Annotated in this window: 14 protein-coding genes; 13 read left to right on the top strand and 1 reads right to left on the bottom strand. The window is 74.8% G+C overall.

The genetic code is table 11. The annotated features are described in order from the left end of the window. Positions 1 to 27: 27 nt before the first annotated feature. The 5 genes from purF (at position 28) to arfB (ending at position 4,845) form a co-directional block, all read left to right on the top strand. A complete protein-coding gene (gene purF / locus CNX65_RS33905; protein WP_041837199.1) occupies positions 28 to 1,572 on the top strand; it encodes an amidophosphoribosyltransferase in 1,545 nt (514 codons plus the stop codon). Positions 1,573 to 1,574: 2 nt separating this feature from the next. Next, complete coding sequence (purM, locus tag CNX65_RS33900) at positions 1,575 to 2,648, top strand: phosphoribosylformylglycinamidine cyclo-ligase (RefSeq protein WP_218181782.1); 1,074 nt, start codon at positions 1,575 to 1,577, stop codon at positions 2,646 to 2,648. Between the two features lie 358 nt (positions 2,649 to 3,006). Continuing rightward, positions 3,007 to 3,828: a helix-turn-helix domain-containing protein gene (locus tag CNX65_RS33895; protein ID WP_177154558.1), complete on the top strand. Its 822-nt coding sequence runs from the start codon at positions 3,007 to 3,009 to the stop codon at positions 3,826 to 3,828. 275 nt (positions 3,829 to 4,103) lie between these two features. After that, a complete protein-coding gene (locus tag CNX65_RS35895; protein WP_157767955.1) occupies positions 4,104 to 4,403 on the top strand; it encodes a hypothetical protein in 300 nt (99 codons plus the stop codon). A gap of 16 nt (positions 4,404 to 4,419) precedes the next feature. Beyond that, positions 4,420 to 4,845 (top strand): alternative ribosome rescue aminoacyl-tRNA hydrolase ArfB, encoded by a 426-nt coding sequence (gene arfB / locus CNX65_RS33885; protein ID WP_232520097.1) that lies wholly within the window; start codon positions 4,420 to 4,422, stop codon positions 4,843 to 4,845. 877 nt (positions 4,846 to 5,722) lie between these two features. Here the strand turns inward: arfB and CNX65_RS33880 are convergent. Next, positions 5,723 to 6,718: a LacI family DNA-binding transcriptional regulator gene (locus tag CNX65_RS33880; protein ID WP_096497339.1), complete on the bottom strand. Its 996-nt coding sequence runs from the start codon at positions 6,716 to 6,718 to the stop codon at positions 5,723 to 5,725. 138 nt (positions 6,719 to 6,856) lie between these two features. On the opposite strand from CNX65_RS33880, the gene CNX65_RS33875 reads away from it, so the two are divergent. The 8 genes from CNX65_RS33875 (at position 6,857) to iolD (ending at position 15,352) form a co-directional block, all read left to right on the top strand. Further along, on the top strand, positions 6,857 to 7,873 hold the full coding sequence (locus tag CNX65_RS33875) for a Gfo/Idh/MocA family protein (protein ID WP_096497338.1): 1,017 nt from the start codon (positions 6,857 to 6,859) through the stop codon (positions 7,871 to 7,873). Continuing rightward, the gene (locus CNX65_RS33870) at positions 7,870 to 8,724 is read left to right on the top strand and encodes a TIM barrel protein (RefSeq protein WP_096497337.1); all 855 of its coding nucleotides are present in this window, start codon (positions 7,870 to 7,872) and stop codon (positions 8,722 to 8,724) included. Before CNX65_RS33875 ends, CNX65_RS33870 begins: the two co-directional genes overlap by 4 nt. A 62-nt stretch (positions 8,725 to 8,786) precedes the next feature. Next, complete coding sequence (locus CNX65_RS33865; RefSeq protein WP_096497336.1) at positions 8,787 to 9,794, top strand: sugar ABC transporter substrate-binding protein; 1,008 nt, start codon at positions 8,787 to 8,789, stop codon at positions 9,792 to 9,794. A 5-nt stretch (positions 9,795 to 9,799) separates the two neighbouring features. Next, positions 9,800 to 10,837, top strand: coding sequence for an ABC transporter permease (locus tag CNX65_RS33860; protein ID WP_096497335.1), 1,038 nt, complete (start codon positions 9,800 to 9,802; stop codon positions 10,835 to 10,837). Then, the gene (locus CNX65_RS33855) at positions 10,834 to 11,601 is read left to right on the top strand and encodes an ATP-binding cassette domain-containing protein (RefSeq protein ID WP_096497334.1); all 768 of its coding nucleotides are present in this window, start codon (positions 10,834 to 10,836) and stop codon (positions 11,599 to 11,601) included. Before CNX65_RS33860 ends, CNX65_RS33855 begins: the two co-directional genes overlap by 4 nt. Then, positions 11,598 to 12,569, top strand: coding sequence for a 5-dehydro-2-deoxygluconokinase (gene iolC / locus CNX65_RS33850; RefSeq protein ID WP_177154557.1), 972 nt, complete (start codon positions 11,598 to 11,600; stop codon positions 12,567 to 12,569). Before CNX65_RS33855 ends, iolC begins: the two co-directional genes overlap by 4 nt. A gap of 57 nt (positions 12,570 to 12,626) precedes the next feature. Continuing rightward, on the top strand, positions 12,627 to 13,505 hold the full coding sequence (iolB, locus tag CNX65_RS33845) for a 5-deoxy-glucuronate isomerase (protein ID WP_096497333.1): 879 nt from the start codon (positions 12,627 to 12,629) through the stop codon (positions 13,503 to 13,505). Then, positions 13,502 to 15,352 carry a 3D-(3,5/4)-trihydroxycyclohexane-1,2-dione acylhydrolase (decyclizing) gene (gene iolD / locus CNX65_RS33840; RefSeq protein WP_096497332.1) on the top strand — a complete coding sequence of 617 codons (1,851 nt, stop codon included), beginning with the start codon at positions 13,502 to 13,504 and terminating at the stop codon, positions 15,350 to 15,352. The genes iolB and iolD overlap by 4 nt, the downstream gene beginning before the upstream one ends. Positions 15,353 to 15,355 lie beyond the last annotated feature (3 nt).

Below are 15,355 nucleotides of genomic sequence, written 5' to 3'. Positions count from 1 at the left end.
CCCGACATCGTCGCTAGGGAGCACTCGGTGGTCACCGACCAGTCAGCAACCGGCCGCACCGAACCCGACCACCCCGATCGAGAACCCCGCGAGGAATGCGGTGTCTTCGGCGTGTGGGCTCCGGGTGAGGAAGTCTCCAAGCTCACCTACTACGGCCTCTACGCGCTCCAGCACCGCGGCCAGGAGGCAGCGGGCATCTCGGTCGGCGACGGGTCCCAGGTCGTGGTCTTCAAGGACCTCGGCCTGGTCTCCCAGGTGTTCGACGAGCAGGTGCTCTCCTCGCTGCGCGGCCACGTCGCCGTCGGCCACTGCCGCTACTCCACCACGGGCTCCACGACGTGGGAGAACGCGCAGCCGACGTTCCGGCACACCGCGACCGGCTCGGCCCTCTCGCTCGGCCACAACGGCAACCTGGTCAACACCGCCGAGCTGCGCGAGCGGGCCGTCGCCGCCGGCCTCGACACCGGCCACGGCGCGACCACCGACTCCGACCTGGTGTGCGGCCTGCTCGCCGCCGACGCCGCCGACCTGGGCATCGAGCAGTCGGCCATGAAGCTGCTGCCGACCCTGCGCGGCGCGTTCTGCCTGGTCTTCTCGGACGAGTCGACGCTGTACGCGGCCCGCGACTCGCACGGCGTGCACCCGCTCGTCCTCGGCCGCCTCGAGCGCGGCTGGGTCGTGGCCAGCGAGACCGCCGCGCTCGACATCGTCGGCGCCTCGTACGTCCGCGAGGTCGAGCCCGGCGAGCTGATCGCCATCGACGAGAACGGCCTGCGGTCCAGCCGGTTCGCCAACCCCGAGCCCAAGGGCTGCATCTTCGAGTACGTGTACCTGGCCCGCCCGGACACCTCGATCGCCGGGCGCGGCGTGCACGCCACCCGCGTCGAGATCGGCCGCAGGCTCGCCAAGGAGCACCCGGTCGAGGCCGACCTGGTCATCCCGGTGCCCGAGTCCGGCACGCCCGCCGCCATCGGCTACGCCCAGGCCTCCGGCATCCCCTACGGGTCCGGCCTGGTCAAGAACGCCTACGTCGGCCGCACGTTCATCCAGCCGTCGCAGACCATCCGCCAGCTCGGCATCCGGCTCAAGCTCAACCCGCTGCGCGACGTCATCCGGGGCAAGCGCCTGGTCGTCGTGGACGACTCGATCGTGCGCGGCAACACCCAGCGCGCCCTCGTGCGGATGCTCCGCGAGGCGGGCGCGCTGGAGGTGCACGTCCGGATCGCGTCGCCGCCCGTGAAGTGGCCGTGCTTCTACGGCATCGACTTCGCCTCGCGCGCCGAGCTGATCGCGAACGGCCTCGACGACGACGGCATCCGCCGCTCGATCGGCTCGGACTCGCTCGGCTACGTGTCGCTGGAGGAGCTCGTCTCGGCCACCGAGCAGCCCAAGTCGCGGCTGTGCGCGGCCTGCTTCGACGGCGAGTACCCGATCCCCCTGCCCGAGGACGCGCTCATCGGCAAGCACCTGCTCGAAGGCGTTCGCGGGGACGGCGGTCGCGGTGTCGCGGGCTCGGCGACCCCGGTCCTGCCGAACGGGTACGGTGCCGAGGACGCCCTCCAGAGGCCCTGAAGATGGAGCTTGTAGACGTGACGGACAGCGCCAAGGCGACCTACGCCGCAGCCGGAGTGAGCATCGAAGCCGGTGACGAGGCGGTGGAGAAGCTCAAGCCGTGGGCGGCCAAGGCGCACCGCCCCGAGGTGCTCGGCGGGATCGGCGGCTTCGCCGGCCTGTTCCAGCTGAAGCTGGACCGCTGGAAGGAGCCCGTGCTGGCCTCCTCCACCGACGGCGTGGGCACCAAGATCGCGGTAGCGCAGGCGCTCGACAAGCACGACACGGTCGGCATCGACCTGGTCGCGATGGTCGTGGACGACCTGGTCGTGTGCGGCGCGGAACCGCTGTTCATGCAGGACTACATCGCCGTCGGGCGGGTCGTGCCCGACCGGATCGCGGCGCTCGTGAAGGGCATCGCCGAGGGCTGCGTGCAGGCCGGGTGCGCCCTGCTGGGCGGCGAGACCGCCGAGCACCCCGGCCTGATGGCCGACGGCGACTACGACATCTCCGGCACCGGCGTGGGCGTGGTCGAGGCCTCCGCCATGCTCGGGCCGGACCGGGTGCGCGACGGCGACGTCGTCATCGCCATGGGCTCCTCCGGGCTGCACTCCAACGGGTACTCGCTCGCGCGGCACGTGCTGCTGGAGATCGCGCGGATGCCGCTGGAGGGGCACGTCGAGGAGTTCGGGCGGACCCTCGGCGAGGAGATGCTGGAGCCGACCCGGATCTACGCCAAGGACTGCCTCGCGCTGGCCGCCGAGGCCGAGGTGCGGACGTTCGCGCACGTCACCGGTGGCGGGCTGGCCGCCAACCTGGCGCGTGTCCTGCCGGAGGGGCTGCACGCGCGGCTCGACCGGGGGACCTGGACGCCCGCGCCGGTGTTCGCGCTGATCGCGCAGCGCGGGCGGGTGGAGCGCGAGGAGATGGAGAAGACGTTCAACATGGGCATCGGCATGGTCGCCGTGGTGTCGCCCGAGGACGTCGACCGCGCCCTGGCGGTGCTGACCGCCCGCCACGTGCCCGCGTGGGTGCTGGGCGAGGTGACCGCCGGGGAGACCGGGGCCGTGCTGGCCGGGGACCACCCCAGGTTCTGATCTCCGCTGGGTTTTTGCTCGTTTCGCGAGGGGCGCCGCCGGGACCACCGGCGGCGCCCCTTTCGCATCGGCCCCCGATTTACACCCGATCGTGGACCGCTCCAGAGCTTCGCACCGGCCTTCACCCCCGGTAAAGTGATCACTACCAGCAGCGAGCTGGTTCCAGTCCGGTTCTCGGACACCGCGGACTTCATCGGTGCCGCAAGGCCTCATCGCCGCCCACCGGTCCGCCGCACGGCTTTCGGGATCTCCCCTGTCCGGGATTTCCCGCTCTTCGGGCTCGGTTGAGCCCTCCGTCGTGGTGGTCACTTCGTCGTGCCCCGAAATCCGGGGTCGGTTCTCACGGGAGGTTGGTGTGGTGCGGTGCGCGTTCGGGCCGAAGGTCGCCAGGCGGCTGCTGAGGTGCGAGTTGGAGCGGTTGTGCGGGGAGTCCGGGAGGACGCACGCGCAGGTGGGGGAGCGGCTGGGCATGACGCGCAGCGGGTTCACCCAGTTCCTGCGTGGACGGACCCTGCCGAGCAGGCCGGTGCTGGAGGTGCTGGTGTCCTACTTCGCGCGCCCGGAGCACCTGCCGCTGCTGCTGGAGCTGCTGTCCGCGGCCAAGGCGAGGCCGGAGCGGGTGGTCGAGCTGGTGACGCCGCACGAGCCGGGGCCGGTGCTGGTGTCGGTGGCGACGAGCATCGAGGCGTACGACCCGATGCTGGTCAACGAGCTGCTGCGCAGCGAGCCGTACGCCAGGGCGGTGATCGAGCACCGGGGCGGCGGGGAGCCGGAGGTCGCGGAGGCGCTCACCGGGCAGGCCCCGCTGACGCGCGCCACCGCGCCGGTGCGGTTGTGGGCCGTGCTGGAGGAGCGGGTCCTGCGGCGGCCGGTCGGCGGGGCGGGGGTGGTGCGGGGGCAGGTGGAGCACCTGCTGGAGCTGGCGGAGCTGGACAACGTCACCTTGCAGGTGCTGCGCGAGGAGGTGGGGCTGCACCCGTCGCTGCAGGGGCCGATCTTCCTGCTGCGCTTCGACGACCACTGGCGCGTGGCGTACGAGGAGACGAGGAGGTGCGGCTACTACTACGACGCGGTCGACGCGGTGGAGGACTACGGGCAGGCGATGAACCACCTGCGGCACCTGTCGCTCGACCCGGCGGCGACGAAGGACTTCCTGGTGGGCCTGCGCGCGGAGCTGTGAGGGAGGGGCGTGAGCGGGAGGGGGTCCAGGGGCCGGTGCTCGGGCGGGCGGTGCTCGGACGTCCGGCGTTCGGGCGCGCGGTACTTGGGCGGGCAGCGCTCGGGCGCACGGTGCTTGGGCCTCCGGCGCTTGGACGGGCATTGCTCGGACGGGAGAAGCGTGGGGCAGCGGCGCCCGATCGGCAGGAGTTCCGGAGGAAGGAGCTCAGGCGCGAGAAGTTCAGGAGGGAGGAGTCCGAGCGGGCGGCGCTGGGGCGGAAGGCGCTGGGACGGAAGGTGCTGGAGCGGAAGGCGCTGGAGCGGGAGCAGTCCGGGAAGGAGCAGCCCAACCGGGAGGGTTTCTGGCGGGAGGCGCTCGGGAGGGACGTGTTCGAGCACGGTTCCGGCGTGGTCTGCTGGGTGCTGCTGCTGTGCCGGATGCTGCTCCTGGGCTGGCTGCTGCTGGCGCTGGGGGTGCTGCCGGTCCCGATCCACATGGGCTGGGAGACCCCGGTCCTCGTGGCGGCGGCCTCGGTGGCGCTGGTCTGGGCGGTGCTGTCGTCAGCGGGGAAATGGGTGCGCTTTCGGCGGTCCTAAGTTCTAGCCTGGTCGGGTGGACGAAGACCTGGTGGTGCTGCGCTCGTTCGTCATTCCCGCGAGCGAGCTGAGCGAGCGCTTCTCCAGGTCCTCGGGCCCAGGGGGGCAGGGCGTGAACACGGCGGACAGCCGGGTGGAGCTGTCGTACGACGTGGGCGCCTCCCCGGCCGTGCCGGAACATCTGCGCCCCCTGCTCCTGCGCCGCCTGGAGAACCGCTTGGTCAACGGCGTCCTGACGGTGGCCGCGAGCGAGCACCGCGCCCAACTGCAAAACCGCGTGGCCGCCCGCAAACGCCTCGTGATGCTCCTGTCCAGCGCCGTGAAGGTAACCGCCCCCCGCCGCCCCACCAAGCCCACCAGGGGCTCGCAGGAACGCCGCATCGCCGAGAAAAAGCGCCGCGCCCAAACCAAGCAGGGCCGCAAGGGCGGCACCTGGGACTAACCCACGCCCACCCCCCGCTCGCCCCCCGCTCGCCCACCCCCCGCTCACCTCCCACCTCCCGCTCGCGCACCTCCCCGCTCACGCTCGCGCACGCCCTCGCTCACACCCCCCCGCTCAGGCATGCCCACTCACGGGCCCGCCCATGGACTCACTGCCTCACCCCAGGCCACTCGCAAATCCACCCAGCGATCATTCGCGGGCCCCGGAGGACCGCTGACGGGTCCATCCGAGGGCTGCTCGCAGGCCAACCGCAGCTCGCCCGCAGGGCGCCGCGGGACGCCGCGGGACGCCGCGGGACGCCGCAGGACGCCGCAGGACGCCGCAGGACGCTTGAGTCTGCCCGCGCACCGTTTGCCCACCGCCGGGCCTCCCGCAACACCCCCACCCGGCCCGCCTTCACCCAGCCCGGCCACTCCAACCCGCCTAGGCCACCCCAACCCGCCCAGCCCGCTTGGCCCGCCCAGCCCGCTTGGCCCGCCCAGCCCGCCCAACCCGCCTTGGCCCGCCTGGCCCCGCCCAGCCTGCCCACTCCGCTTGGCCCGCCTGACCCTGTTCCGCCCCGCCCTGCCTGACCCCGCCCTGCCTGACCCCGCCCCGCCCCGCTTGGCTCCGCCCCGCTTGGCTCCGCCCCGCTTGGCTCCGCCCCGCCTGGCCCCGCCCCGCCTGGCCCCGCCCTGTCCCGCTTGGCGCGCCTGGTCCGCCCATCCCGGCCGGCCCACCCCACCCCACCCGGCCTGCCCATCCCACCCGGTTTGCCCATCTGGCCCGCCCAGCTCATGCCCACCCGCGCCCCACCCACCCACGCCCCGCCAACCCGCGCCTAGGCCAGTGCGTCAGCGTGTCGGGATGGCGGAGTTCGGGTCGTCCCGCCGGAACCTCACCGGGGTGGCGGCGCTGTTGTCGAGCGCACCACCAGGGACGGGCGCAGCAGTTGCCGCACCGGTTCCACCCGGCCGCCTGCCGCCCGTTCCAGCAGTGCCAGCGCCGCCAGCCTGCCCAGCTCGTTGCGCGGCTGGTCCACCGTCGTCAGCGAGACGTGTCGCAGCGCCGCCAGCGAGGTGTTGTCGTAGCCCACCACGGACACGTCGCGCGGCACCCGCAGTCCGGCCTCCTCCAGCGCGGAGATCGCGCCCACGGCGTTGGCGTCGTTGCACGCCACCAGCGCCGTCGGCACCCTGTCGCGCGCCAGCAGCTCCCGCACCGCCGCCGCCCCCGCCGCGTCGGTGTACTCGCTGCCCACCACCAGCGGCGCCAGCCCGTGCGCGGCCACGCCCGCCAGGTACCCGCGCCTGCGCGGCCCGGCCTGCGCCCCCCGACCGCCGTCCAGGTGCGCGATCTCCCGGTGCCCCAACGACACCAGGTGGTCCACGGCCAACCCGATGCCGAGCACCCCGTCGTCGTTCACGGTGTCCACCGCGGCCAACCGCGACGAGCGGGCCACCAGCACCACCGGCGTCTGCGCAGCCGCTCCCGCGATCGTCGCGGACGGCACCACCGGCGACAGCAGCGCGAGCCCGGCGGGCCGGAACGACAGCAGGCTCTGCACCGCCCCGCGCTCGCGCGCGGCCGACCGCCCGCCGGTGTTCATGATCAGGTCGAAGCCCCGCTCCCGCGCTACCGCGTCGATCCCGTCGACCACCTCGGCGAAGAACGCGTTGTGCAGGTCCGACACCATCACGCCCAGCACCCGCGAGGTCCGGCTGGCCAGCGACCTGGCCATCGCGTGCGGCGAGTACCCCAGCTCCCGCGCCGCCACCAGCACCGCCGACCGCCGCACCTCGCTCACCCTCGGTGACCCCCGCATGACCAGCGACACGAGCGCCCTGGACACGCCCGCGCGCCGCGCGACGTCCTCCATCGTCGGTCTGGACACCCCGAACCCCCATCACCGGAACGCCTGCCCGCAGCCCGACCCTTGACACCGGTGTGACGCACGTTACAGCATGGGGGCGCTTCGAGAAGTAGAGCGCTCCAACGGAAGACCCCTCCCACCAGGACGGAGACCTTCGTCATGCGCATCGGAGTAGCCGGAGCGGGCCGGATCGGCTCGATGCACGCCACGAACCTGGCCTCGCTGGAGCAGGTCGACCACGTGCTCCTGCACGACCCGCTGCCCGGCCGCGCCGCCGCCGTGGCCGCGGGTCTGCCGCGCACCACCGCCGTCGACAGCTTCCCCGACCTGCTCACCGCCTGTGACGGAGTCCTGCTCGCCACCCCCACCAGCACCCACCCCGACCTGCTCCGCGCGACCACCGCCGCTGGCGTCCCCGCGCTGTGCGAGAAGCCCATCGCCGCCGGGGAGGCGCAGATGCGCGCGCTCGTCGCGGACGTCGAGGCCACCGGCGCCGAGGTCGTCGTCGGCTTCCAGCGCCGCTTCGACCCGGCCACCGCCGAGCTGCACCGCCGCCTGCGCGCGGGCGAGGTCGGCCGCGTCTACCTGGTCCGCGCCCTCGGCAACGACGCCGTCCCACCCGACCCCGGCTACCTGCCCGCGTCCGGCGGCCTGTTCCGCGACCTGCTCATCCACGACCTGGACGCCGTGCCGTGGCTGGTCGGCGAACCCGTCACCGAGGTCTACGCCGCGGGCTCGGTGCTGGTGGACGAGGTGTTCGCCGCCGCCGACGACGTGGACAACGCCGTCGCGCTGCTCACGTTCGCGGGCGGCGCCCACGCCCTGCTCGCGGGCGGCAGGCACGACCCGGCGGGATACGACCACCGCATCGAGGTGTTCGGCAGCCGCGACTGCCTGGCCGTCGGCCTGGACGAGCGCACCCCGCTGACCTCCCTCGAACCCGGCGGACGCGCCCCCGACGACCCGTACCCCGGCTTCCCCGAGCGGTTCCGCCGCGCCTACCTCGCCGAGGTCGCCACCTTCGTCGACGTGGTCGCGGGCCGCGCCGCCAACCCGTCACCGCCAGGGGACAGCCTGGTCAGCCTGCGCCTGGCCGAGGCGTGCGAGCTCTCCCGCCGCACCGGCGCGCCCGTGCGCCTCGCCGAGGAGCCGGTCGGCGCGAGGAGCGCGCGGTGAGGCTCGCCGGGGCGCCGATCACCTGGGGCGTGTGCGAGGTCCCCGGCTGGGGAGAGGTCCTGCCGCCCGCCACCGTGCTCGCCGACATGGCCGCGCTCGGCCTGACCGCCACCGAGCTCGGCCCGCCCGGCTACCTGCCCGCCGACCCCGACGAGCTGCACGACCTGCTCGCCGCGCACGACCTCGCCCTCGTCGGAGGCTTCCTCGCCACGCCGCTGCACGAGCCCGGCGCGGTCGCCGAGGCCGAGCGGGCCGCCGAGCGCCTGGCCCGCGCGGGCGGCGACGTCCTCGTCCTGGCCGCCGCCACCGGCCTGGACGGCTACGACGCCCGCCCCGAGCTGACCCCGGCCCAGTGGACCGCGCTGCTGCGCGCCGCCGAGGCCGCCCGCGACGCCGCCGCCGCGCACGGCGTGCGCACCGCCCTGCACCCGCACGTCGGCACGCACGTCGAGCGCGCCACCGAGGTCGGCCGCCTGCTCGCCGAGTCCGACGTGCCGCTGTGCCTGGACACCGGCCACCTGCTGATCGGCGGCGCGGACCCGCTCGAACTCGCCTCCCGGCACCCCGACCGGATCGCTCACGTGCACCTCAAGGACGTGCGCGCCGACCTGGCCGCCGAGGTCCGCGAGGGCCGCACCGGCTACGCCGCCGCCGTCCGGCGCGGCCTGTACCCGCCGCTGGGCGAGGGCGACCTGGACGTGCCCGCCGTCCTCACCGCGCTGCGGATCAACGGCTACGGCGGTTGGCTGGTGCTGGAGCAGGACACCGCGCTCGACGCGGGCGCGACCTCGGCGGGCCCGGTCGGGGACACTGCACGGGGCCTGGCGTTCCTGCACCCCCACCTCGGCTGACCCCCCGCGCCGGGCCGGGTCCCCGCCGGGGACCTGTCCCCACCACGCCAGGAGAGACGACGATGACCCCCGTTCCGCGCAGCAGCACCCGCGCCCACCGCCCACCCGGCCGGTGGTGGCGGGGCGCGGCGCTCCTGACCCTGCTCGCCGCGTGCACCGGCCCCACCGCGGAGGACCCCCGCCCCACCGGCGCGCTCGCCGAGACCGGCGGTCCGCTGCGGATCGCCGTCATCACCCACGGCACGGCGGGCGACGCCTTCTGGAACGTGGTCAAGAACGGCGCCACCGACGCGGGCGAGCAGCTCGGCGCCGCCGTCGACTACAACTCCGACGGCGACCCAGGCAAGCAGGCCACCCTCGTGGACAACGCGGTCGCGCAGGGCGTCGGCGGCATCGTCGTGTCGATGGCCAACCCGGACGCGCTGCGCCCCGCCGTCGAGGGCGCCGTCCGCGCGGGCATCCCGGTGGTCACCATCAACTCCGGCGGGGCCCGCAGCGCCGAGTTCGGCGCGATCGCCCACGTCGGCCAGGAGGAGGACCTCGCCGGTGAGGAGGCGGGCAGGCGCCTGAGGGCGGAGGGCAGGTCCAAGCTGCTCTGCGTGATCCACGAGGCGGGCAACACCGGCCTCAACCAGCGCTGCGACGGCGCCCGCGCGGGCTTCGGCGGCGAGACCGCCACGCTCCAGGTCGACATCAACAACCCGACCGACGCGGAGGCCCGGATCACCGGCGCGCTGCGCGCCGACCCGTCGGTGGACGCCGTGCTGGCGCTCAACTCCCAGGTCGCCGCGACCGCCGTCACCGCGGGCAAGTCGGCCGGGTCGAAGGCCGCGATCGTCACGTTCGACCTCAACACCGACGTCACCGACGCGATCAAGGCCGGGGACGTGCTGTTCGCCGTCGACCAGCAGCAGTACGAGCAGGGCTACCTCCCGGTCGTGCTGATCAAGCTCTACCGGGACAACGCCAACACCGTCGGCGGCGGCAAGCCCGTCCTCACCGGACCGGGCATCGTGGACCGCTCCACGGTGGACCGGGTCGCCGAGTACGCCGAGCGCGGGACCAGGTGACCCCAGTGACCACCACCAAGCCCCTGCCCGCCGACCCGCTCGCGGGCCGCGCCGTGGACCGCCTCGTCCGCCGCCCCGAGGTCGGCGCCCTGCTCGGCGCGCTCCTCGTGTTCGCCTTCTTCTCCCTGGCCACCGAGCGCTTCCTCAGCCCGGCGGGCGTCGCCACCTGGCTCGACGACGCCTCCACCCTCGGCATCGCCGCCGTCGCCGTCGCCCTGCTGATGATCGGCGGCGAGTTCGACCTGTCGGCGGGCGTCATGACCGCGTCCACCGCGCTGGTCACCGCCGTCCTGGCCACCCGCCTCGGCTGGAACACCTGGCTGGCCCTGCTGGTGTCGCTGCTCTTCGCCCTCGCGGTCGGCGCCCTCAACGGCTGGCTCGTCGTGCGCACCGGCCTGCCCAGCTTCATCGTCACCCTCGGCGCGTTCCTCGCCCTGCAGGGCCTCAACCTCGGCGTCACCCGCCTGGTCACCGGCACCGTCCAGGTGTCCGGGATGCGCTCCGCCGACGGCTACGCCTCCGCCGGGTACTTCTTCGCCTCCACCATCGACGTCGGCGGCACCGCCTTCCGCGTCTCGGTCCTGTGGTGGCTCGGGGTGACCGCGCTCGCCGCCGTCGTGCTGCTGCGCACCCGCTTCGGCAACTGGGTCTTCGCCGTCGGCGGCAACGCCACCGCCGCCCGCGCGGTCGGCGTCCCGGTGCGGCGCACCAAGATCCTGCTGTTCATGACCACCGCCGCAGCCGCCTGGCTGGTCGGCAGCATCAACATCCTGCGGTTCACCAGCGTCCAGGCCAACCAGGGCATCGGGCTGGAGTTCCAGTTCATCATCGCGGCCGTCATCGGCGGCTGCCTGCTCACCGGCGGCTTCGGCTCCGCGATCGGCGCCGCCATCGGCGCGCTCATCTTCGGCATGGCCCGCCAGGGCATCGTCTACGCCAACTGGAACAGCGACTGGTTCCAGCTGTTCCTCGGCGCGATGCTGCTGGCCGCCGTGCTGGTCAACAACGCGCTGCGGCGCAGGGCGGAGAGGGTGCGGCGGTGACGGCGCTCATCGAGGTCGACGGCATCGGCAAGACCTACGGCAGCGTGGACGCGCTGCACGACGTGTCCGCGACCGTCGAGGCCGGGAGCGTGACCTGCGTCCTCGGCGACAACGGCGCGGGCAAGTCCACCCTGATCAAGATCCTGTCCGGGGTGCACCGGCACGACCGGGGCCGCTTCCTGGTCGACGGGACCGAGGTGCGCTTCTCCTCCCCGCGCGACGCGCTCGACCACGGCATCGCCACCGTCCACCAGGACCTCGCGGTGGTGCCGCTGATGAGCGTGTGGCGCAACTTCTTCCTCGGCTCCGAGCCGCGCAGGGGCCCGTTCCTGGACCGCCGCGCCGCCCGCGAGACCACCAGGGGGGCGCTGGCGGAGCTGGGGATCGAGCTGCGCGACGTCGAGCAGCCGGTCGGCACCCTGTCCGGCGGCGAGCGCCAGTGCGTGGCCATCGCGCGGGCGGTGCACTTCGGCGCCCGCGTGCTCATCCTGGACGAGCCCACCGCCGCCCTCGGCGTCAAGCAGGCCGGACTCGTGCTGCGGCACGTCGCCCGCGCCCGCGACCGGGGCCTCGGCGTCGTCCTGATCACCCACAACCCGCACCACGCGCACCCGGTCGGCGACCGGTTCCTGCTGCTCCAGCGGGGGCGCGCGGTCGGCTGGCACGACAAGTCGGAGATCAGCCTGGCCCAGCTGACCGAGCGCATGGCGGGCGGCGCGGAGCTGGCCGAGCTGGAGCACGAGCTGCGCGGGACCGACCGGTGAGCGCCGCCGGGGGACTTCCCGAGGTGCTGACCGTGGGTCGGGTCGGCGTCGACCTGTACCCGGAGCAGAGCGGCGTGCCGCTGGCCGAGGTGCGCACCTTCGCGAAGTCCCTCGGCGGCACCGCCACCAACGTCGCCGTCGCCGCCGCCCGCCTGGGGCGTTCGGCCGCCGTGCTGACCAAGGTCGGCGCGGACGGCTTCGGCGGCTACGTGCGGACGGCCCTGCGCGGCTTCGGCGTCAGCGCCGACCACGTCGGCACCGCCCCCGACCTGCGCACCCCCGTGGTGTTCTGCGCGCTCGACCCGCCGGACGACCCGCCGCTGCTGTTCTACCGCGAGCCCACCGCCCCCGACCTGACCCTCGAGCCCGCCGACGTGCCGTGGGACCTGGTCGCGCGGGTGCCGCTGCTGTGGGTCACCGGCACCGGCGTGTGCGCCGAACCGGCCCGCTCCACCCAGCGCGCCCTGCTGGAGCACCGGGCCCGCCGCGCGCACACCGTCCTGGACCTGGACCACCGGCCCGCGTTCTGGGACGGCGCCGAGCGGGCCGGGCGCGAGATCGGCTGGATGCTCGACCACGTCACGGTCGCCGTCGGCAACCGCGCCGAGGCGGAGATCGCCGTGGGCGCCGCCGACCCGGACGAGGCGGCGCGGCGGATGCTCGCGCGCGGCGTCGGACTAGCCGTGGTCAAACTGGGCGCGGACGGCGCGCTGGTCGCCACCCGCGACGGGACCTGGACCGTCCCGCCCTGCCCGGTGGACGTGGTGTGCGGGCTGGGCGCGGGCGACGCGTTCGGCGGCGCGCTCGCCCACGGCCTGCTCGCCGGGTGGCCGCCGGAGCGCGCCGCCCGCTACGCGAACGCGGCGGGCGCCCTGGTCGCCACCCGCCTGGCCTGCGCCGACGCCATGCCCACCCCGGACGAGATCGAACCGCTGCTGGGCCAGGACCCCGAGCACCCCCGGAGCTGAACCACCCGAGAGGCAGAACCCGCAGAGGCCAGAACCCGCAGAGGGAAGGAAGCCCCCGTGTCCGACCTCCACCGCCCCCTGGGCACCCTCACCGCCGCGGGCGACCCCGTCGTCCTCACCCCCGCCGACGCGGGCTGGGACCGCGTCGGCCTGCGCGTGCTCGCCCTGGCCCCCGGCGAGACCCGCCTGCTGGAGACCGGCGACCACGAGGCGTTCCTGCTCCCCCTGTCCGGCGGCTGCACCGTCGACGTCGACGGCGAGCGCCTCACCCTGCGCGGGCGCGAGAGCGTCTTCACCGGCGTCACCGACTTCGCCTACCTGCCCAGGGACGCCACCGCCGAGATCCGCGCCGACCGCGCGACCGAGCTGGCCGTCCCGCTGGCCCGCTGCGAGCGCCGCCTCACCCCCGCCTACGGCCCCGCCGACCGGGTGCCCGTCGAGACCAGGGGCGCGGGCCCGGCCACCCGCCAGGTCACCAACTTCGGCGTCCCCGGAGCCTGGGACCACGCGGACCGCCTGATGGCCTGCGAGCTGATCACCCCGGACGGCAACTGGTCCTCCTACCCGCCGCACAAGCACGACCGCACCTGCCCGGTGCCCAACGAGGAGCTCTACTACTTCCGCGTCGCGGGCCGCGACGGCGTCACCCCGTCCCGCGAGGGCTTCGCGCTGCACCGCACCTACACCGCCGAGGGCGCCGAGCACGACGTCCCGGTGCGCGACGGCGACGTGTTCCTGATCCCCGAGGGCTACCACGGCCCGTGCGCGGCGGCCCCCGGCTACCCGCTCTACTACCTGAACGTCCTGGCCGGACCGGGCCCGCGCGCCATGGACTTCCACGACGACCCGGCCCACGCCTGGGTCCGCGACACCTGGGTCGGCAGGCCGCCCGACCCGCGCGTGCCGGTCACCGGCGCCCAGGGGCGGACCCGATGAGGCTCACCACCGCGCAAGCCCTGGTCCGCTGGCTGCTCGCCCAGCGCACCGAGCTGCTCGACGGGACCGGGGCCCCGCTGTTCCCCGGCGTCTTCGCGATCCTCGGCCACGGCAACGCGCTCGGGCTGGGCACCGCGCTGGAGGAAGTCCGCGACCGCCTGCCGGTGTGGCGCGGGCACACCGAGCAGGGCATGGCGCTGGCCGCCACCGCGATCGCCAGGGCGACCCACCGCCGCCAGGTCGGCGTGGTCACCACCTCCCTCGGCCCCGGCGCGCTCAACGCCGTCACGGCGGCGGGCGTGGCCCACGCCAACCGCCTCCCGCTGCTGCTGCTCCCCGGCGACACCTTCACCGGCCGCGCCCCCGACCCGGTGCTCCAGCAGGTCGAGCACTTCCACGACCCGACCACCACGGCGAACGACGCCTTCCGCCCGGTCGCCCGCTACTTCGACCGGATCACCCGCCCCGAGCAGCTGATCGCCACCCTGCCGCAGCTCGCCCGCGCGCTGACCGACCCGGCCGACTGCGGCCCCGCCGTCCTGGCGCTGCCGCAGGACGCGCAGGTCGAGGAGCACGACTTCCCCGACCCGCTGTTCGAGCCGGTCCTGCACCGCCCGCTCCGGCCGCGCCCCGACCGCGCCGAGCTGGCCTCGGCGGCCGAGGCGCTGTCCCGGTCCACCCGCCCGCTGCTGGTGCTGGGCGGGGGCGTCCGCTACTCCGGCGCGGCGGCCGAGGCGCTCGCCCTCGCGGAGCGCCACGGCGTCCCGGTCACCGAGACCACGGCGGGCCGCACCCTCGTCCCGCACGACCACCCGCTGCACGCGGGCCCGCTGGGCATCACCGGGTCGGCGTCCGCGAACCGGCTGGCCGCCGACGCCGACGCCGTCCTCGCGGTCGGCACCCGCCTGCAGGACTTCACCACCGCCTCCTGGACGGCCTTCGCCCCCGCGGCGGCGCTGGTCAACGTCAACACCGCCCGCTTCGACGCGGTCAAGCACGGCGCGACCGCCGTCACCGGGGACGCCCTGGAGGCCCTGCGCGAGCTGGGCGGCGCGCTGGCGGGCTGGCGCGCGGACCCCGCGTGGACCACGAGGGCGCGCGCCGAGCGCGAGGTGTGGGACGCCCGCGTCACCGCCCTGCGCGCCCCGAGTCCGGGCCTGCCCACGTACGCGCAGGTCGTGGGCGTGGTCAACGACCTGTCCGAGGACGGCGACTACGCGCTGACCGCGTCCGGCGGGCTGCCGGGCGAGCTGGTCGGCGGCTGGCGGGCGCGCGGCGGCGAGCCGGAGCTGGACGTCGAGTACGGCTTCTCCTGCATGGGCTACGAGCTGGCGGGCGCGTGGGGCGCGGCGATCGCGCGGGAGCGGGGCGTGGTGACCGCCCTGCTGGGCGACGGCTCGTACCTGATGCTGAACTCCGACCTGTTCTCCGCCGCGTTCGCCGGGCACGGGTTCGTGGCGGTGGTGTGCGACAACGGCGGCTACGCGGTGATCGACCGCCTCCAGCGCGACCAGGGCGCGCGGCCGTTCCACAACCTGTACGCGGACGTCCGCACCGGCCACGCCGACCCGCCGTCGGTCGACTTCGCGGCCCACGCCGCCGCGCTGGGCTGCTCGGTCCACCCCGCGCCGGACCTGGCCGCGCTGCCGAACGCCTACCGCGAGGCGAGGAGGGCGGCGGTGTCCGGGAAGCGGCCCGCCGCGGTGGTGATCCGCACCGACCCGTCGTCGTGGACGCAGTCGGGCGCGTGGTGGGAGGTCGGCGTGCCCAGGTCGCTGGCGGGCCACCGGGACCACGCCGAGGGCAAGCGCCGCCAGGTCAGGCACCTGGGGCGGAGGCGCCGGTAGGGC

Source organism: Actinosynnema pretiosum, from assembly GCF_002354875.1.
GTDB classification, from domain to species: domain Bacteria; phylum Actinomycetota; class Actinomycetes; order Mycobacteriales; family Pseudonocardiaceae; genus Actinosynnema; species Actinosynnema auranticum.
The sequence above is the reverse complement of the archived record's forward strand: the minus strand, read 5'-3'. Positions and strand labels throughout refer to the sequence as shown.

Bases quoted from the DNA above. Each gene is read 5' to 3' on its own strand.
- CNX65_RS33865 (WP_096497336.1), top strand. From the start codon at position 8,787: ATGACCCCCGTTCCGCGCAGCAGCACCCGCGCCCACCGCCCACCCGGC.
- iolD (WP_096497332.1), top strand. From the start codon at position 13,502: ATGAGGCTCACCACCGCGCAAGCCCTGGTCCGCTGGCTGCTCGCCCAG.
- CNX65_RS33875 (WP_096497338.1), top strand. From the start codon at position 6,857: ATGCGCATCGGAGTAGCCGGAGCGGGCCGGATCGGCTCGATGCACGCC.
- purM (WP_218181782.1), top strand. From the start codon at position 1,575: ATGGAGCTTGTAGACGTGACGGACAGCGCCAAGGCGACCTACGCCGCA.